Source organism: Sagittula stellata E-37 (assembly GCF_039724765.1).
Lineage (GTDB): Bacteria > Pseudomonadota > Alphaproteobacteria > Rhodobacterales > Rhodobacteraceae > Sagittula > Sagittula stellata.
The window spans coordinates 1,842,388-1,860,968 of record NZ_CP155729.1 but is presented as its reverse complement, the minus strand read 5'-3'; the positions used below and the strand labels follow the sequence as shown (position 1 = coordinate 1,860,968).

The window sequence follows — 18,581 nt, the reverse complement described above, 5'->3', positions numbered from 1 at the left end:
CGCATTCTCCTCCCGCGCTTGACGGCACTATACCGCAAAAAACTGAGCTCTCAATGCAAATTTCGCACTATATTACCAAATATGCAGCGGCACAGCGCACCATACATGCATTATAATTCACAAATACTACTGTCCGACGGCATCACGCCCATCACGGCCTCACCACCACGCGCCCAGGCTTCCCGCATCAGATCAGCGGCGATCTCCTCCAGCCGGTCCGCCGCCGCATCCCGCCCCATCCGCCGCTTCAGCCGGGCGTTGGCCAACTGGATCACACCCTGCACCATCAGCTTCTCCGCCGATTTCTCGGGCGCGGCCATCCAGACTGCCTCCCAGACCTCGTGCGCCTCCCAGAAGGCCCCGTCGCGGTAGAACCGCAGTCCCGCGTGCCAGGCCCCGCACGCCTGCAACGGGACCGAGACCTCCTTGAGCGCATCGTAGGCGCCGTCCGGCGGCCGGGGCGTCCGGCCCGGCACATAGGGCACGAAACTCACGCCAGCTCGGGCTCCGCCGCCTCGATCCGCGCAAGCCTGGCGCAGAACTCCGCAACCGCCTCCAGCACCGCCTCCGGCGCCTCCGACTGCGGCGCGTGCTTCACGCCCGGCAGGATGACCGTGTCCACCGGCGCATAGGACCGGCTCTCGATCTCGCGGATCTGGTCGAGCGAGCCGTACTGGTCGTCCGCCCCCTGGATCGCGAGGCAGGGCACCCGCCAGTAGTCGATCACCTCGCCCACGTGCCAGTCGCGGAACCCCGGTGCCAGCCATGCATCGTTCCAGCCGCGAAACGTCGCTTCGGGGTCATCGTGATACTTCGCCATCTTCTCTCGCAGACCGCCCGAGGCAAACGCCGCCTTCGCCTCTGCGATGGAGGCCAGCCCTCCGGCTTCGGTGAAGAAATGCGGCGCCATCAGTACCAGCCCGCGCACCCGGAAATCCTCGACCGAGCCCGCGTATTCCGCCGCGATCGTCGCGCCGTCGGAATGCCCCATCAACACGCCGCGCCGGAACCCGATAGCGTCCAGCACCTCCGGCAGCACGTCCACGGCCTCGCGCGTCATGTAGTCCAGCGGGCGCGGCAGTTCCGCCGCCTCGGATCGGCCATAGCCCGCCCGCGACCAGACGAAGACGCCCCAGCCCGTGGCGTCCGCCAGCCGCTGAGGGAAATCCCGCCACAGCGCCAGCGACCCCAGCCCTTCATGCAGCAGCACCAGCGTCGGCGCCTTGTCGGGCGCGGGCCCGAAGCCCGCGCATTCCAGGCGTTTGCCGCCCGCCCTGATCTCTGTCGGCCACGTCATGCCACGCCCTCCATCTTCTCCGGCGCCGCCTGCGCCCTCAGCTTGAACCGCTGGATCTTGCCGGTGGCGGTCTTCGGCAGATCCTCCACCACCTGCACCCAGCGCGGGTATTTCCACGCGCCGACCCGGGCCTTCACGAACTCTTTCAGCGCGCCGATGACCTCGCCCGCATCCGCGCCCTCCTTCAGCACCACGAAGGCCTTCGGTTTCTCAAGATCGTCGTCGTCGCGCCATGGCACGACCGCCGCCTCCAGCACGCCGGGATGCGCCACCAGCGCCTGCTCCACCTCGAAGGGCGACACCCAGATGCCCGACACCTTGAACATGTCGTCGGTCCGCCCGCAGTAGACGAAACGCCCCTCTTCGGTGATCTCGTACTTGTCGCCGGTGCGCGTCCACTCCCCCTCGAAAGTCGCGCGGCTCTTGGAACGCTTGTTCCAGTACCCTTCCGCCGCAGAGGCGCCCCGCACCAGCAGCTCGCCCACCCCGCCCGGGGCGATCTGGTTGCCCTCCTCGTCGACGCAGCGCAGCTCGTAACCGGGGACGGCCATGCCGGACGTGCCGTAGACCACGTCGCCGGGACGGTTCGACAGGAAGATGTGCAGCATCTCGGTCGATCCCACACCGTCGAGGATATCCACGCCCCACAGCCTCAGCCACGCCGTGCCCACCTCGGTCGGCAGCGCCTCACCCGCCGAGATGCAGGCGCGCAGCCGATGCTCCGGCACACCGTTCTTCTCCAGCCAGTGCACCGTGGCGGCATAAAGCGTCGGCACCCCGCAGAAGATCGTCGGCCGCTCGTCCCGGATGATCTGCGCCGCCACCTCCGGCACGGGCCGCCCGTTGAACAGGATCGTCGTGGCCCCCACCGACATCGGAAAGGTCATCGCGTTGCCCAGCCCGTAGGCAAAGAAGATCTTCGCGACGGAAAAAACCACGTCGTCCTCCTCGATGCCCAGCACCTGCGCGCCGTAGGTGTCCGCCGTGGCCCGCAAGGCGCCATGCACATGGCGCACGCCCTTCGGCTGCCCGGTGGAGCCCGAGGAATAGAGCCAGAAGGCGCATTCGTCCTCGCTCACCTGCGCCACCGGCACAGCCTCCGCCCCCTCCAGGCAGCGCTCGTAGTTCAGGCAGCCCTCGGGCGTGTCGTCGCCGATCACCACGACGTGCCGCAGGAAGGGGTTTTCCGCCAGAACCGGCTTCACCGTGTCATAAAGTTCGCGGGACACGAACAGGCACACCGCCCGGCTGTCGCGCAGGATGAAGTCATAGGTCTCCGGCGTCAGCAGCGTGTTCAGCGCGATGGGGATCACATGCGCCTTGAGCGCGCCCCAGAAGATTTCCGGGTATTCGATCTGGTCCAGCACGAGGCAGGCCACCCGCTGTTCCGGCTGGATGCCCGCCGCGCCCAGCGCCCCGGCCACAAGGTCGGACCGCGCCGAAAGCTGTCCGTAGGTCAGGCTGCGTGTTTTCCCGGCTGCCTCGCGAAAGGCGACCTTGTCGGCACGGCCTTCGCTCAGGTGGCGGTCCACGAAATGCAGCGCCGCGTTCTGGTTTTCTGTCATGTTTTCCCTCCCAGCGCCCGGGGTCGCCCCCGGGTCCTCTCCTCAGATGGCCTCCGGGGTCCTCCTCCCAGAGTCGCTTGTGCGCTATAATGCCAATGATTGACCGACAGGCAAACAGATATAGGTATCGCGCGCATCTTTTGGCAATATAGTGCAATAATTGACAGCCAAACCGGGTTTGATCCTCGCGGCCCGGCTCGGAATTGCGCACCAGCGCGTAGGGCGGGGTTTCACGCCGCCCCCGCCCCGCGACGCCCGTCCACCGCCGAAGGTTAAGAAAAGTCCGTCCCGCGCAACGCCGGAAACGCCCCTGGGCGCGGCAAAGGTTACCAACCGGCCGGTTCGACCCCCTGAACCGGCCGGTTCGTCCCATAACGCGCCGGGGAAAGAGGTTAACAATGATTCATCCTTTGTGGCTGCGACCGCGTCACCCCACAACATCCGGCAGGCACAGGCGCGCGCGACGGATTAACCCCTCCGCGCGCGCCGTGAACCAGACAGGTTTCGTCAATATGGGTTAACGCCTCAGAGACGCACCACGTGCCGGTCGGCGTTGTCGTAAAGCCTTGAAACCAAAGCCTCCCTCCGGGTCTGCACCTTGCGGAAGTTGAGATTCCCCTTGGCCGTAATCTCACCGTCGCCCATCGACGGCGGATCGCTCATCACCAGCGCGCGCGTCACCCGCGTGGCCGATCCGTGCTCTCCCCGCGCCCGCAGCTTTTCCACCAGCGCCGCCTCCAGCCGCTCCGACCAGACCAGCGGCCCTTCGCGCACGCCCAGCTCCATCGCCGCTCCCGAAGGGAAGATCAGCACACCGATCTCGTTGCGGTCCGCACCGCAGACCACAAGATCCTGAACCAGAGGACTGAGATCCTTCAACAATTCCAGACGCAGGTTCGCCGCCCTGACCCAGGTCCCGGTCAACAGCTTGAAATCCTCCGAAATCCGCCCGTCGAACTTCATCCCCTTGTTCAAGTCGTTCGGATCGACGAACTTCATAGCGTCGCCTGTCAGGAAAAAACCTTCTTCGTCAAACGCCTCCGCCGTCTTCTTCGGGTCGTTGAGATAACCGGGCATGATATTCGGCCCGCGCACACGGATTTCGCAGCGCATGTCTTCGTCGGGCAGAAGCTTTACCTCAACCCCGGTCATCGGCACGCCCACGATCCCGGACCGTTCGGTCGGTTCATGCTGTATCAGGCAGGCCGGTCCAGTCTCCGTCAGACCCCACGAAGACAGCATCAGCGGCATTTCGCCCCGAACCTCGCGCGCCATGGTCTCCAGATCGTCCCACACGTCCTGAGGCAGCGACGCGCCTGCATAAAACACCATGTCGAGCTGCTCGAAGTACCTCTGCCGAAGCACCGCGTCCGCCTTCATCGCCTCGCACATCTGCGCAAAGCCCACCGGCACGTTGAAGGCCAGCGTTCCGCCGATCAAACGGTTGTTTTCAATGCTTTTTCCGATCAGCGCGGGGGTCGGTTTGCCGCCGTCGATGTAAAGCGAACCGCCATTCGCCAGCATCATGTTGAAGTTGTGCGACCCGCCGAAGACATGGTTCCACGGCAGCCAGTCGACGATCCGCGGCGGCCGCTCTCCCAGAAACGGCAGGGCATCCAGAAGCTGCGCCTGGTTGGCACACATCATCCGCTGGGTCGTCACCACCGCCTTGGGGTGCGAGGTCGAGCCCGAGGTCATCAGGAACTTTGCCACGCTGTCCGGACCGACCGCCTGCGCCGCCGCGTCCACGCCGACGTCCGAGCCGCCCGTCATCGTCTCCAGCGCGGTCATGCCGGCGCGCGCATTGCGCGACACAACCTTCTCTGTTCCCTCGAAAATCTCCAGCGCCAGCGCATCGCCGAAACGCTCTCCGTCGTCGGCGAACACCATCGTCGGGCGGACGACTTCGACACAGTGGCGCAGATGCCCCCGGGCCTCCGGGATCAGCGCATACTGCTCGGCCAAAGGCACGGTGGGCACGCCGACGTACTGCGCCGCAAGCGTCAGCAACCCATGGTCGACACCGTTCCCCGAGATCACCACGATCGGCGTGTCCGGCCCCATGCCCCGCGCCAGCAGCGCCGCCGCCAGGGCACGCACCGTCTCCCGCGTTTCGGCATAGCTGACCTCTCGCCAGCCCGCGCCGGACCGCTCGGCGATGAACACCCGCTCCGGCGCCTCGCGGGCCCACCGGTCGACCCAGTCGCCGGTCCTGTCCGCAACCGAGCTCATCTCGTAACCCGAGGTCAGCAGGATCGCCCCGTCGGCCCGGTCCTGCCTTGCAACGCTGTGCGCGCGATACTTCAAGCTCATGGCTTATCCCCCTGGAAAGATTACCGCTGGGGCAACCGCACCGCCCCATCCAGACGGATGACGGAGCCGTTCAGGTAAGGGCTGTCGAGGATCTGGCAGACAAGCTGCGCATATTCCGCCGGATCGCCCAGCCGATGCGGGAACGGGACGTTGGCCACGATCCCGTCCACCGTCTCCTGCGGCAGCCCTTCCATCATCGGTGTGTTGAACAGGCCCGGCGCGATGGCCATGACCCGCACGCCCTGCTTCGCCATCTCGCGCGCCGCCGGCAGGCACATCGACGCGATGGCCCCCTTCGATGCCGAATAGGCCACTTGCCCGATCTGCCCGTCCTCGTAGGCGACCGATGCGGTGTTCACCACCACGCCACGCTCGCCGCTCTCCAGAGGTTCCAGCGCCATCATCTCGCGCGCCGCGTGGCTCATCACGTAGTAGGTGCCCATCAGGTTCACCCGGATGGTCTTCTCGAACAGGTCCGTCGACAATGCCCCGTCGCGCCCCACGACCCGGCCCGCCAATCCGATCCCGGCGCAGGACACCGCGATCCGCGGCGCGCCCAGCCGCTGTTTGACCTCCGCCACGGCATCCGCGACCGAAGCTTCAAGCCCCACGTCGGTCTTCACCGCCATGCCGCCGATCTCGCGTGCCATGGCCGCGGCGCCGTCGCCGTCGAAATCCAGGATCCCGACCTTGGCACCTTCCGCCGCCAGCCGCCGCGCCGTGGCAGCGCCCAATCCGCTCGCGCCCCCCGTGACGATCGCCACCTGTCCTGCAATCTTCATAACATCCTCTCCCGCAGCCCCGCTGCTTCACCTTGTCCAAATACCTCGGGGGGCGAGGGCCGCCCGCGCAGCGGTGAAGCGTCCGAAGGGCGCTTCAAGGGCCGAGCGGGGCAGAGCCCCTTCCCCGATGACCATCGGCGCGCCCGGCAGGCCCGACGCACCCGAAACCGTCCTGTCGTATCTCCCGGCCAGCCACGCGGAACGACAGTCCGTAGGGCGGAGTTTCACTCCGCCCGCCCCCACCCGGTCAGCCTGGCAGCAGGAACAGCGTGATCGCCGGGAAGGCCACCAGCAGCACCACCCGCAACAGGTCCGAGATCACGTAGTACAGCACCGCCGAATAGGTCTTCACCATGGGCGTTTCCGGGTCCATCGCATTGATGACGAACAGATTCATCCCCACCGGCGGGGTGATCAGCCCGACCTCCACGACGATCAGGACCAGGATACCGAACCAGATCGCCGTGTTCTCCGGCGACAGGCCGAAATCCAGCGCCGAGATCACCGGGAAGAAGATCGGGATGGTCAACAGGATCATCGAGAGGCTGTCCATGAAACAACCAAGGATCAGGTAGACGATCAGGATCACCGCCAGAACCGCGACGGGCGACAGGCCCAGGTCCACGACCCAGGACGACAACTCTTGCGGCAGGCGTGTCCGGGCGAGAAACGCGTTGTAGAAGGCCGCCCCCAGAACGATGAAGAAGATCATCGCCGAGGACCGCGCTGTGTCGGTGAAGCTCTCCAGCAGCGTGCGCCACGTCAGGCCCCTGTTAACCAGCGCGATGATACCTGTCCCAAGCGCACCGACAGCCGCACCTTCGGTCGGGGTGAAGATGCCGCCATAGATCCCGCCGACCACCGCGACGAAGACCAACAGCACCGGCCAGACGTCGATCATCGCCCGAATGCGGTCGGACATGGGCTGCGGTTCACGGACACCGGCGCTCTTGGGGTTCACCCGCACGTAGATCGACACGGCGATCATGTAGCCGATGGCGGCCAGGACACCTGGCACGAAAGCGGCAAGAAACAGCTTGGCGATGTTCTGCTCGGTCAGAATGGCATAGATCACCAGCACGACCGAGGGCGGGATCAGGATGCCCAGGGTGCCCCCCGCCGCCAGCGTCGCCGTCGAGAACCCGCCGTCGTAGCCGTAGCGCTTAAGCTCCGGCAGGGCGACGCGGCTCATGGTGGCGGCGGTGGCCAGCGACGATCCGCAGATCGCGCCAAAGCCCGCGCAGGCCCCGATGGCCGCCATGGCCACCCCGCCGCGCCTGTGCCCCAGCCACGATTCCGCCGCCTTGAACAGCGCCTGGCTCATCCCGCCGAGCGTCGCGAAGTAGCCCATCAGCAGGAACATCGGCACGATGGACAGCGAGTAGTTGGAGAAGGTCGAATAGGCCAGGTCCTTGAGCTGCGCCATCGGCAGCCGGGTGTTGCCCATCACCAGCCACATGCCCGTGAAACCCGCCGAGAACATGGCAAGCCCGATGGGCACGCGCAGGAAAATCAGAAGCAGCAGCGCCGGGAAGGACCAGATGCCGATCTCGAGATTGCTCAATGGTCTGCCCCCACAGCGTTCGGGGCGATCACGCGCCCGGTCATAAGTTCGTAGATCCGCACGATCGCCATGTAGACGCCGACGACGGCAGCCACCGCCGCCCCGGTAAGGCTGAGGGCATAGGCCCACCACACCGGGAACTGCAGCAACAGCGTGGTCTGCCCGGACGAGACCTTGCGCGCCATGCCCTCTTCGAGCTGCAAGGCGATCACGACCAGCACCACAGCGAACAGAATTGAAATCGCAACCTCAAGAACCCGGTTGGCCATACGCGGCAGGAAGTTGGTAAAGACGTCCACGGCGGCGTGCCCCCCGGTGACGGTGCAGAACGGGAGGAAGGCGAAGATGCAGAACGCCATGCCCGCCTCGACAAGTTCGAAGTCGCCGGGGATCGCGCCGATGCCCCAGTCGATCAGCCCTTGCGCCAGCCCAGGCAGGAACCCCGCGCCGACCATCCCGTGCAGCAGGGAATTCCCGGCCCGTCCAATGATCGACAGGCAGGTGATCAGGATCAGGAACGTCAGCACGGCCCCGCCAAGAAGCGCCATCAGGCGTGCAAGGCCAAGGACGATGCGGTGCAGACCGGCCATCGCAGCTTTCCCCCAACTCTCGGATTAATAAGGGTGAAACCGGGGCCGCGCCGATCCGCGCGGCCCCGGACCCGGCTCACTTGCCGTAGGTGTCCATGGAGGGGTCGTATTCCTCCATCAGGCTCTTGGCCTCGTCGATCAGCGCCTGGCCGTCGATGCCCTTGTCGTTCATCTCCGCAACCCACGTCTCGTAGATCGGGTTGACGAGGGCATCCCACGCCTTGGCATCTTCCTGGGACACGGTGACGATATTGTTGCCCCGGTCGACGGCGATCTGGCGCGCCGGACCGTCCGCATCCGCCTGCGTACCGCCGGCGAAGATCGAGAACGCGAGGCCCGACTGGCTATCGATCACCTCCTGCAGATCCTCTGGCAGGCTCTCGTAGGCGTCCTTGTTCATCGCCAGCACGAAGGTCAGGTTATAGAGTGCGGGACCGTCGAATTCGGTGTGGTTCCCGACCAGCTCCGGCACCTTCAGCGCACTGGTGACTTCCCAGGGGATGGTCGTGCCGTCGATCACGCCCTTCGACAGGGCCTCGGAAATCGCCGGAACCGGCATCCCGATGGGCTCTGCGCCGACGCGGGTCAGGAGATCGTTCACCAGGCGTGAACCGCCGCGGATCTTCATGCCTTCCAGATCGGACGGCACCGCGACCGGCTTGTTGGTGTGGAACATGCCCGGGCCATGCACCCAGGTGCCGAGGATCTTCACATCGGCGAACTCGCCGTCCTTCATGTGCTCTTCGAACATCTTCCAGTATGCATAGGAAGCCGCGCGGGCGTCGGACACCATGAACGGCAGTTCGAAAACCTCGGTCGACGGATAGCGGCCCGGCGTGTAGCCGACCACGGTCCAGACGATGTCCGCGATGCCGTCAATGGCCTGGTCCATCAGTTCCGGCGGGGTCCCGCCAAGCTGCATGGAGGGATAGCGCTCGATCTCGATGCGGCCATCGGAGGCCTCCTCGACGTTGTCCGCCCAGACATCCAGAACGTCTTTCGGCACGTTCGCTTGCGCCGGCAGGAACTGGTGCAGGGTCAGCGTGACCTCCTGCGCCATGGCCGAGGTCGTGGTCAAGAGTGCCGTGGTCAAGGCCGCGGCTGCGCCAATGAAAGTTCTCCGAGTGGTCATCGTGTTCCTCCCTGAATGACCGGTAGCCCTTTTCCGGGCTGCGTTTATTTCCGAGCGCCCGGCCGGCGGACGAAGGCAGCGCCTGTCTTCCGCGGCAAGGCATCGGTCGGTGTGTGCATGTTGTTGCGGGTCAGCGCCCCGGCGGCGGCACGCGATGCGTTGCCGGCGCCGCAGCCATTTCGCACGGTGTCCCATTCCCCGTAAGGGTGCCGTCCGGCGCCACGCACAAGGACAGCACGGAACGTTTTGCAACGCGCCGCCCTACCCTGCACCGGCGATGAACATGAGACTGCCATGATGTCCTCCCCTACATCCCGACCAATGTGCAAAATCTTGCAGACCTCGCACTATCTTGCAACACAGAAGCGTCTCCTGCATGGGACCAGAGTCGATGTCGTTTGTCCAGTATCTTCCACTAGGAAACAAAATTTTGATCCCGGGCCACAGGCGTGAACCGACGAGACACCACTGTGACACGGAGCGTCAAGTGCGTTGATCCATCAAACAAAAAACCGCCGCGTGACGATCCACGCAGCGGCTACGCTTTGGACGCGATGCGCGCAAGGTCAACGACCGCCGCGCGCGCAAGGCGACGGTTCAGGCGAGGGTGACGGCCTTTCCGGTCTTGGCGGATTCGTAGGCCGCGTCGGCCAGTTCCAGTGCCTTCAGGCCATCCTGCCCGGTCGTCGGGGTCGGCGCCCCCTCGACCACGGCCTTCACGAAGGCGGCGATCTCGTTTGCATAGGCCACGGCGTAACGGTCCATGAAGAAGTTCAGCAAGGGCGGCCGAGCATAGCCGCCCGCGCCCGCGACCTCCACGGTGGATTCGTGGCGGTTTGCGGCAGAAGCCATACCTTTGGAACCATGCACCTCGATCCGCTGGTCGTAACCGTAGGTTGCACGGCGCGAGTTGCTGATGACGGCCTGCCTGCCGCTTGCGGTCTTGAGGATGACGTTGACGCTGTCCCAGTCGCCCGCCGCCCCGATCTCCGGATCGACAAGGTTGGAGCCCTGGGCCATGACGGTCACCGGCTCTTCCCCCAGCAGCCAGCGGGCCATGTCGAAGTCATGGATGGTCATGTCGCGGAAGATGCCGCCCGAGACCTTGATATAGGAGACCGGCGGCGCCCCCGGATCGCGGGAAATGATGTTGACCATCTCGACGTCACCTACGGTGCCCGCGTCGATTGCCGCTTTCACCGCCATGAAATCCGGATCGAAGCGGCGGTTGAAACCGACCATGAGGGTGGCGTTGGTCTCTTCGACCGTTTTCAGCGCCTCGCGAACACGGGTTGCCGACAAATCGACGGGCTTTTCGCAGAAGATCGCCTTGCCCGCCTTGGCGAATGTTTCGATCAGGTCGGCATGCGTGTCCGTGGGGGTGCAGATCGCGACGGCGTCGATGTCGTCGGACGCGGCGATCTCTTCGGTGCTGCGCAGGTCGCAACCGTACCGCTGCGCCATGGAGGCCGCCGCCTCTTCCAGCGGTTCGTACAATGCGACAAAGGCGGCGCCGGGTGTGGCCGAGATCGCGCGGGCATGGGCCTGCCCGATGCGGCCGGCACCCAGAATGGCAAAGCGAAGGGTCATTCGAGAGGCTCCTTGCAAGGAACTGTGTCAGGGGATGGCCGAGGCGGGCGCGGCCATGCGGTCAGGAAAGGCGCCCGGTACCGGCAGGGACGATGGACAGCCTTGGCGTCCCTTCGTGTGACCGGCGCGCAAATCGGCGCCCCTTTTCACGCGAGACGTCCAAGCAACGGCGGTCCTGTCCGGATGTCGCTCCTCCTGCGGCCAAGCTCTCCACCGCGATGAGAACCAATGCAAGCCATCCCTCCAGCTTCGCCTCATATCGCATCATGCAAGGCGGCCCGGGATGACGTTAAACCATCACGCATGCCGCGCACGGCGACCGGACCGGGTACTCGTCTTGCCCCGATGCGGGAAATCCCGTGTCTCGCGTCGTCCGGCCGGGTCGACCCGGTCGCGTCCCTACCCGCTTGCAACGGCGTCTTGGGCGTTGATCTGAAAGCCCGGGTCTGGTTAGACACGCGCATGGATTTCAATTGCCCGAATTGTGGACATCCGATTCCGGACAAGGTGAAGACGGCGGTCATGCTGACCTGCCCGTCCTGCGACACCACGTTGTACGTGCAATCCGACAAGTTGCTGAACGCCGGAACCTCCGGCGAAATGCACGACGGGCCGCAACTGTTTTCCATCGGCGACATCGTGAAGCTTGGCCGCAAGGCCTGGGAAGTGCTTGGCCACGCGCGTTTTTCCTACGGACGCGGCTGGTGGGACGAATACTGGTGCGAAGATCCGAAGGGCAACGGCGTCTGGATTTCCGTCGACGAGGGCGACATAGTCGTTCAGGTGCCAGTGGACGAGAACGACGAACGCCCGGCCCTGCGCACCAACAGCCGCATCGGCATGCCGTTCGAGTGGCGCCGGGAGCACTTTCGCGTCGTGGAAACGGGCAGCGGGGAATGCGAGGCGATCCGCGGCGTTTTCGGTGAACGGCTCGTGGTGGGCGACACATTCAGCTATGCCAACGCGCAGGGCGACGAGGGCACGCTGCTCTCTGCCGAAACCGACGGCACCGGCACCGCGTGGTTCACCGGCGAATGGCATGATCCCTTCGAAGTGTCCGGCACGCTGAAGGTGGTGTCGTGACGCGCGCGGGCCTTACCTCCATCAACTGCACCTCCTGCGGTGCAGGGCTCAACGTGCTGGGTGGCGGGCGCGTCGTGGTGCATGTCTGCTCCTACTGCGGGGCAGAGCTGGACGCGCAGGAAGACTACAAGGTCCTGCGCAAGTTCGACGACCTGCAGCGCCCCGACACGCCGTTCCGACTGGGCATGGAAGGCACCCTGTTCGGGGTCGACTGGATCGTCGTCGGCACCATCGGCATGCGGGATGGCCCGTGGAAATGGGTCGAGCACCAGCTTTACTCGCCAACACATGGTTATGCCTGGCTGAACGTCGAAGAGGGCAACTTCACCTTCTCACGCCGCGTCCGGAAGGTCAGTCACCCCGCGTGGATGGACAGCCGGTGGGTCGAATCCGCCGATAACCGTCCTCAGGTCCTGTTGAACGGCGAACGCTTCCGCTATTACGAGACATCCGACGCCCGCATCACCTTCCTCGAAGGCGAATTCACCTGGGCGCCGCAGATCGGCGACACGACGCAGACGATCACGGCTCTGTCCGAAGAGGCGATGCTGGACTTCTCGCAGAGCGGGGTGGAGCGGGAAATGTACCGCACGATCTGGCTGGACCCGGCAGAGCTGGCGGGCGCCTTCAAACTGACGGACCCGCCCGGGCCGGCGCTGTCGCGTCACCCGCTCAAGCCCTTCAAGGGCGGCGCCAACGACCGGTTCATGACGCTAGCCGCCGCCTTTTTTGCGGTCGTGTGCATCGTGCTGTCGGTCTTTGTCGCCGCGACCGCGAACACCCGCGAGGTTCTGGCCGAGACGGCCGTGTCGCTTGCCGCCCTGCCCCAGACCCTCGAATTCCCGGTGACGCAGACCGACCGGCTGGTGCAGATCGACCTCGGCTCCCATCCCTCCAACGCCTGGCTCTGGGTCGGCATGGAGGTGCTGGACCCGGAGGGCGAGACACTCTTCGAATCCGGCCGGGCGATGGAATTCTATTCGGGCCGGGACGCGGACGGCACGTGGACGGAAGGCAACCGTACCGCAGACCTGCGCTTCCGCCCGCCCCAGGCCGGCACCTACCAGATCATCTTCAACGAGAAGGAAACGGAGCTTTGGATCGCCGGGTCGGAACCCAGGAGCTTTACCGTTTCCGCCCGCGAAGGCGTGCGGTCCGCCGGATGGCTGGGCTTGTTGGGCATCCTTTTCGGCATTGTCGCGGTGATCCCGCTGGGCCGCCGGTTCCTGCACCGCTCTGTCCGATTCTCGGGCTCCGACTGGACGGACGAGGATTGACATGAACCTTTTTCGCATCGTCTTTCTCATTGTCTCGCTCGCGGCGGTCGCGGGTACGACCTACGTGTCGTGGTACGGATACGGCAGGGCAAGCTCGGATGTTTCGAAATCGATCCGGCAGGGCTCTGCCGGGCCCGGCGGCCTTGCCGGCCGGGTGAAATAGCGCGCAGAACAGGATTTGAGGGAGTCTCACATGGAACCGGTCATCACCATTCAGCTGTCGGAAGTCATCAGCACCATATTCTACACCTTTCTCGGCGTGGCGCTGATGGGGGCCTGCTGGTGGGCGATCAACCGCTTCACCCATTTCTCCGTCATCAAGGAGATCGAGGAAGACCAGAACACCGCGCTGGCGGTGCTGATCGGATCGGTCTTCCTTGCGTTGTCGATCATCATCTCGGCAGTCATCCTGTCTTGAACGCGCCCGTCGCCGCCCCGGACGACCGGCGGCTGAAAGAGGTCTGGCTGCTTCTGGCCACATTCCTCGTCGCGGTCGCGGGCCTGATCTACGAACTGATCGCGGGCACGGTGTCGAGTTACCTTCTGGGCGACTCGATCCGCCAGTTCAGCTTTGTCATCGGCGTCTTCCTCAGCGCCATGGGACTGGGCGCCTGGGTATCCCGTTTTGTCGGAGAGGCCGCGCACGGATTCATCTGGGCGCAGATCGCACTCGGGGTGATCGGTGGTTTCCTCGCGCCGCTGCTGTTCTTCACCTACGCCGCCACCGGCGAGGTGGGGCTGGCGCTTTACGGTGCCCTGATCGCCATCGGCGTTCTGTCCGGCATGGAAATCCCGTTGATCGCCCGCGTACTGGAATCGATCGGCGCGACCTCCTTCCGGTTCGAGAACGTGCTTTCCGCCGATTACGTGGGCGCACTGGCGGCCTCCCTCGCCTTTCCGCTCTTCGTGATCCCCAACCTCGGGCTGATGTCGGCCTCTCTCGCCTTCGGCACGCTGAACTTGGCCGTAGCTGCACTGTCGCTGGTGATCTTCCGGGATCTCGCCAGCCGCGCACAATGGATCGGCTGCGGCGTGGCGCTTCTGGCGTCGGTCGTCGCGCTGATCCAGTCGGAGCGGCTGGTGTCCGTCGCCGATGCCGCGCTGTTCGAGGATGACGTCATCATATCCGAGACGACGCCTTACCAGCAGATCTCGGTCACGCGGTTCCGCGACCGGGTGCGGCTGTACCTCGACCACTCCATCCAGTTCGACAGCCTCGACGAGTACCGCTACCACGAAAGCCTGATCCATCCCGCCATGGCCCGGGCCGAGCGGGTCAACAACGTTCTGATCCTTGGCGGCGGCGATGGCATGGCAACGCGCGAGGTTCTGCGCCACGACGGCGTCGAAAGCGTCACGCTCGTGGATCTCGACCCGCGCATGACCGAACTGTTTCGCGACACCGACGAACTGGCCGCGCTGAACGGCGGCGCCCTGCGTGACCCGCGCGTGCATGTGGTCAACGCCGACGCATGGCGCTTTGCCGAAGACACGGACGCGGTTTTCGACGTCGTGGTGCTCGACCTGCCGGACCCGAAGAACATCGCGCTGTCAAAGCTCTACAGCCGGGAGTTCTACAGCCTCCTGATGGAGCGCGTCTCGACCACCGGCGTGCTGGTCACTCAGGCCGGATCGCCCGTCTACGCGAGAGAGGCCTTCTGGTCCGTGGTCAGGACCTGGGAAGAGGTCCGTAACCCCGCCGCCCCGGACACCGACCTGACCATCCTGCCCTACCACGCCTATGTGCCCAGCTTCGGCGAATGGGGCTTCGTCATGGTCGAACCGCTCGCGCGGCGGGATCGCCCTCTCGACCTGCCCGACGGCCTCAAATTCCTTACGCCCGAGGTCTGGCAGGGCGCGCAGGTCTTCGCCGCCGACACCGACCGGGTGGAGGTGGAGCCGAACACCCTACAGACCCACCGGTTGGTCGATTATTACCTGGGCGGCTGGGACCACTGGTTCCGTTAGCCCCGCCTGCACGACCCCTGCACATCTCCTGACACGCCCTTGCACGCGCGACATGCCAGTCTGCGCCAAAGGCTCAAAGAAGGAGACCCCCGATGGGACAGGAGATCGCACGCGACGTGCCGCAGGTATTGGCGATGGACGGATGGTGGCTGGACGGCGACGGAAGCGATCGCACCGATAGCCCCCCGGGCACGCGCAGGGTCGCGATACGGTTCGGTGGCCTGGCGTTCCTGGTGCTGCTGGCGGACCTGCTGTTTTGGCACCGCACCCCAGGCATTTCGCTGGCGCTGTTTGCCGCGGCGATCTTTGCCGTTGCCACCTGGGACAGGATGCCGACGGCGCGATTGGTGCGGCCTGCCCTCCTGCTGGCCCTGGGCACCCTGCCGGTGGTCGAATACGTGCAGGTCCTGTCCGTGGGCTTCCTGATCGCCAGCCTCGCCGCAAGTCTCGTCTGGGCGCGCGTCCGGCCAGAGGACCCGTGGCTGGCCACCGGCCTCGCCTGGTTTGCGCGGCTGCCCGGCGCATGGACCGCCCCCTTCAACCCGGACCGCTGGAGCCACGCCTTCCGGACGCTTCGCCGCGCGCCGGAGACCGGCGTGTTGCGGCGCCTCGCCGCCGACTGGGCGTTTCCGCTGGGGGGCGCGCTGGTCTTCGCCGGACTGCTCGTCGGGGCGAACCCGGTGCTGGGTCTGGCCCTCGATACCCGCCCCGACCTCTTCCCGCTGCTGCAACGCGCCCTTTTCTGGGCCGGTGTTGCCCTGATGGTCTGGCCCCTGCTCGACCGGAGCCTGGCGGTCCCAATGACCCTGCCGCAACCACTTGCCATGTCCGGTGCGCGTCTCGGCCTGACCCGCACAGCGGTTTTGCGGGCACTTGTGATCTTCAACGCGCTGATCGCCGTGCAGACGGTGATGGATGCGGCGATCCTGCTGGGGGGCGCAGCGCTGCCAGAGGGGATGACCTACGCCGAATACGCGCATCGCGGCGCCTACCCGCTTCTGGCGACGGCGCTGCTCGCCGGGGCCTTCGGTCTCGCCGCGCGCCCCTTCCTCCATGAACACCGCGCAGTCCGCCCACTCCTTCTGCTGTGGCTGCTGCAGAATGTGGTGCTCTGCGGAGCAGCCATGCTGCGGCTGGACCTCTATGTCGAGGTGTACGGGCTGACCTACCTGCGCGTGCATGCGATGGTCTGGATGGCGCTTGTCGCCATGACGCTGACCCTCGCCCTCTGGCAGGTCATGCGTGGCCACGGCAACCGCTGGCTCCTGGTGCGCGGTGCATTGCTGGGACTTGCCACGCTCTACGCCTCCTGCTTCGTGAACGTCGCCGAGAAGATCGCCGCCACCAACCTGAGCGCCCCGGCCAACAGCGAGGTCGACTACACCTACATATGCGGCCTCGGCCCGATGGCACAGAACGCCTACAACCGCGCCATTTCGGACAGGCCGTACCGGGTGGGGGTCCTGTCCCGGTCGGGCTGCACGCTTGAAGAACCCCGGATTGCCCACTGGCAGGAATGGGGGTTCCGCAAGGCGCGCGTCGGCGGATATGGTCCCGTCGAAGCGGAGCCCAAGACCCGATGAAGATCCTGATTGTCGACGACGACCCCAGCCTGCGCGACCTCCTGCGCCTTGCGCTCGAACGCGCCGGGCACAGCGTGATCTGCGCCGCCGACGGCGCCATGGCCCTCACCCACGCCATGCGCGAGACACCGGACCTGATCGTGCTGGATATCGGTCTGCCGGAAATGGACGGCTTCGAGGTCTGCCGTCGCCTGCGTGCCCGCTCCGACGTGCCGGTTCTGTTTCTCACCGCCCGCGACGACGAGGTCGACCGCATCGTGGGTCTGGAGATGGGCGCCGACGACTATGTCACCAAACCCTTCAGCCCGCGCGAAGTGGTGGCCCGCGTCGCCGCGATCCTCAGGCGGTCCGGCACACCCGCGCGCGACGACACCCGCGGCCATGGCGCGCTGACGCTCGACCGGGAGGCCCGCCTCTGTCGCGCGGCCGGACAGCCGGTGGCGCTGACCGGTACGGAATTCCAGATGCTCGACACGCTGATCGGCGCGCCGGGGCGCCTTTTCACCCGCGCGGAACTTGCCGCCGCGGTCTGGGGCGCAGGCGCCCAGCAATCCGACCGCACCATGGACAGCCACCTGCGCAACCTGCGCCGGAAGCTGGCAGATGCTGGCATCCCGGACGCCATCGAAACGGTGCATGCGCAGGGCATGCGCCTTGGACCCTGCACCGCGGAGCCGGAATGACCCGCCGCTGGCGCCCGTCCCTGGGGCTGGTGCTGGGCGGCGCGCTGGCCGGGACCCTCGCGCTCTCCCTGGGCGGCCTCGTGGTTTTCCGCTACCTCGGCCCCGAGATCGGCTACCGCGAGGCGGCAGTGCTGCTCGGCTCCCTGATCGCGGCGGTGACTGCGGTCGTGGGCTGGCTGCTCGTCCGCCTGCTGCTGCGCCCGATCCGCGCGCTGGAAACCTACGCCATGGCGGAAGGCACGGCTGAGGTCCCCCGGCACTACGGCACTCGCGAAACCCACGCCACCGCCCAACGCGTGATCGCCATGGCAGAGGCGTTGCGCGACCGTGAAACGACGGTCCGCGCCTACACCGACCACGTGACGCACGAGATGAAGACCCCGGTCTCCGCGATCCGCGCGGCCGTTGAGCTGATGCAAGACACTGCGGCGCTTTCGGACGAAGAGCATCGCCTGCTCGCAAGGATCGACACCGCGCGCCTGCAGATAGAGACACGGCTCGCCGCCCTGCGCCGCGCGGCGCAGGCGCGCGAGGTCCGCTACCTCGGCAGCACCACTCTGGACCGGCTGGCACCCGATCTCACCGCTGCCCATCCGGCCCTGAGGCTCGACCTCGACGGGCGCCACACTGCACTGCCCATGGGCCGCGAAGGCGTTGCGGTGGTCCTCGACCAACTGCTCAACAACGCCGTGGAACATGGCGCCACACGCGTCACCGTCACCGCCACGCAGGCTGCCGGGAAAACCACGCTCGACGTGCAGGACAACGGTTCCGGCATTTCCGAAGGCAACGCCGCGCGCATCTTCGATCCCTTCTTCACGACACGCCGCGACCGCGGCGGCACCGGTATGGGCCTCGCCGTCGCCGCCAACATCCTTGCAGCGCACCGCGGCAGTATCGTTTACATCCCGTCCCCGACCGGCGCCCGTTTCCGTGTCGCCTGGACCACCCACTGAACCGCACGCGCTTGCCCCTTCGTCTTGGCGAAAAAACCTCGGGGGTGCGGGGGTGGAACCCCCGCGGGTCGGCGCGCCTCGGGCGGGCCGACCCGCCCGTTACATGAACATGCCTCCCCGATACATATTCCAAGTTAATCAGTCAGGATTGACATTTCCGACTCAAAACCTCAGGAAGCTCTGGCAACAGGAGATATG

Annotated in this window: 17 protein-coding genes; 8 read left to right on the top strand and 9 right to left on the bottom strand. The window is 65.9% G+C overall.

Annotated elements, in window-relative coordinates; all coding sequences use genetic code 11:
- Positions 1-110 precede the first annotated feature (110 nt).
- The 9 genes from ABFK29_RS08845 to iolG form a co-directional block, all read right to left on the bottom strand.
- The gene (locus ABFK29_RS08845; RefSeq protein WP_005857148.1) at positions 111-494 is read right to left on the bottom strand and encodes a DUF309 domain-containing protein; all 384 of its coding nucleotides are present in this window, start codon (positions 492-494) and stop codon (positions 111-113) included.
- Positions 491-1,297, bottom strand: coding sequence for an alpha/beta fold hydrolase (locus ABFK29_RS08840; protein ID WP_005857146.1), 807 nt, complete (start codon positions 1,295-1,297; stop codon positions 491-493). The genes ABFK29_RS08845 and ABFK29_RS08840 overlap by 4 nt, the downstream gene beginning before the upstream one ends.
- Entirely contained in the window at positions 1,294-2,862 is a 1,569-nt protein-coding gene (locus ABFK29_RS08835; RefSeq protein ID WP_005857144.1) for a benzoate-CoA ligase family protein, read from the bottom strand. Before ABFK29_RS08835 ends, ABFK29_RS08840 begins: the two co-directional genes overlap by 4 nt.
- Positions 2,863-3,387: 525 nt before the next feature.
- Positions 3,388-5,175 (bottom strand): feruloyl-CoA synthase, encoded by a 1,788-nt coding sequence (locus tag ABFK29_RS08830; protein WP_005857142.1) that lies wholly within the window; start codon positions 5,173-5,175, stop codon positions 3,388-3,390.
- 20 nt (positions 5,176-5,195) lie between these two features.
- On the bottom strand, positions 5,196-5,957 hold the full coding sequence (locus ABFK29_RS08825; RefSeq protein WP_005857140.1) for an SDR family NAD(P)-dependent oxidoreductase: 762 nt from the start codon (positions 5,955-5,957) through the stop codon (positions 5,196-5,198).
- A gap of 247 nt (positions 5,958-6,204) precedes the next feature.
- A complete protein-coding gene (locus ABFK29_RS08820) occupies positions 6,205-7,521 on the bottom strand; it encodes a TRAP transporter large permease (protein WP_005857138.1) in 1,317 nt (438 codons plus the stop codon).
- Positions 7,518-8,111: a TRAP transporter small permease gene (locus tag ABFK29_RS08815; RefSeq protein ID WP_005857136.1), complete on the bottom strand. Its 594-nt coding sequence runs from the start codon at positions 8,109-8,111 to the stop codon at positions 7,518-7,520. The genes ABFK29_RS08820 and ABFK29_RS08815 overlap by 4 nt, the downstream gene beginning before the upstream one ends.
- 76 nt (positions 8,112-8,187) lie before the next feature.
- Positions 8,188-9,243, bottom strand: a complete 1,056-nt coding sequence (locus ABFK29_RS08810; RefSeq protein ID WP_040604281.1) for a TRAP transporter substrate-binding protein — start codon at positions 9,241-9,243, stop codon at positions 8,188-8,190.
- 597 nt (positions 9,244-9,840) lie between these two features.
- Positions 9,841-10,833 carry an inositol 2-dehydrogenase gene (iolG, locus tag ABFK29_RS08805; protein WP_005857130.1) on the bottom strand — a complete coding sequence of 331 codons (993 nt, stop codon included), beginning with the start codon at positions 10,831-10,833 and terminating at the stop codon, positions 9,841-9,843.
- Between the two features lie 522 nt (positions 10,834-11,355).
- Between iolG and ABFK29_RS08800 the strand changes: the two genes are divergently transcribed.
- The 8 genes from ABFK29_RS08800 (at position 11,356) to ABFK29_RS08765 (ending at position 18,383) form a co-directional block, all read left to right on the top strand.
- The gene (locus ABFK29_RS08800) at positions 11,356-11,916 is read left to right on the top strand and encodes a DUF4178 domain-containing protein (protein ID WP_157136420.1); all 561 of its coding nucleotides are present in this window, start codon (positions 11,356-11,358) and stop codon (positions 11,914-11,916) included.
- Complete coding sequence (locus tag ABFK29_RS08795; protein ID WP_005857126.1) at positions 11,913-13,193, top strand: DUF4178 domain-containing protein; 1,281 nt, start codon at positions 11,913-11,915, stop codon at positions 13,191-13,193. The genes ABFK29_RS08800 and ABFK29_RS08795 overlap by 4 nt, the downstream gene beginning before the upstream one ends.
- Before the next feature lies 1 nt (position 13,194).
- Entirely contained in the window at positions 13,195-13,356 is a 162-nt protein-coding gene (locus ABFK29_RS08790; protein WP_005857124.1) for a hypothetical protein, read from the top strand.
- Between the two features lie 30 nt (positions 13,357-13,386).
- Positions 13,387-13,611 carry a DUF350 domain-containing protein gene (locus ABFK29_RS08785; protein WP_005857123.1) on the top strand — a complete coding sequence of 75 codons (225 nt, stop codon included), beginning with the start codon at positions 13,387-13,389 and terminating at the stop codon, positions 13,609-13,611.
- Complete coding sequence (locus tag ABFK29_RS08780) at positions 13,608-15,161, top strand: polyamine aminopropyltransferase (protein ID WP_005857121.1); 1,554 nt, start codon at positions 13,608-13,610, stop codon at positions 15,159-15,161. The genes ABFK29_RS08785 and ABFK29_RS08780 overlap by 4 nt, the downstream gene beginning before the upstream one ends.
- Positions 15,162-15,253: 92 nt before the next feature.
- Complete coding sequence (locus ABFK29_RS08775) at positions 15,254-16,744, top strand: DUF4153 domain-containing protein (protein ID WP_005857119.1); 1,491 nt, start codon at positions 15,254-15,256, stop codon at positions 16,742-16,744.
- Complete coding sequence (locus ABFK29_RS08770) at positions 16,741-17,427, top strand: response regulator transcription factor (protein WP_005857117.1); 687 nt, start codon at positions 16,741-16,743, stop codon at positions 17,425-17,427. Before ABFK29_RS08775 ends, ABFK29_RS08770 begins: the two co-directional genes overlap by 4 nt.
- Positions 17,424-18,383, top strand: a complete 960-nt coding sequence (locus ABFK29_RS08765) for a sensor histidine kinase (protein ID WP_005857115.1) — start codon at positions 17,424-17,426, stop codon at positions 18,381-18,383. The genes ABFK29_RS08770 and ABFK29_RS08765 overlap by 4 nt, the downstream gene beginning before the upstream one ends.
- Positions 18,384-18,581: the final 198 nt, after the last annotated feature.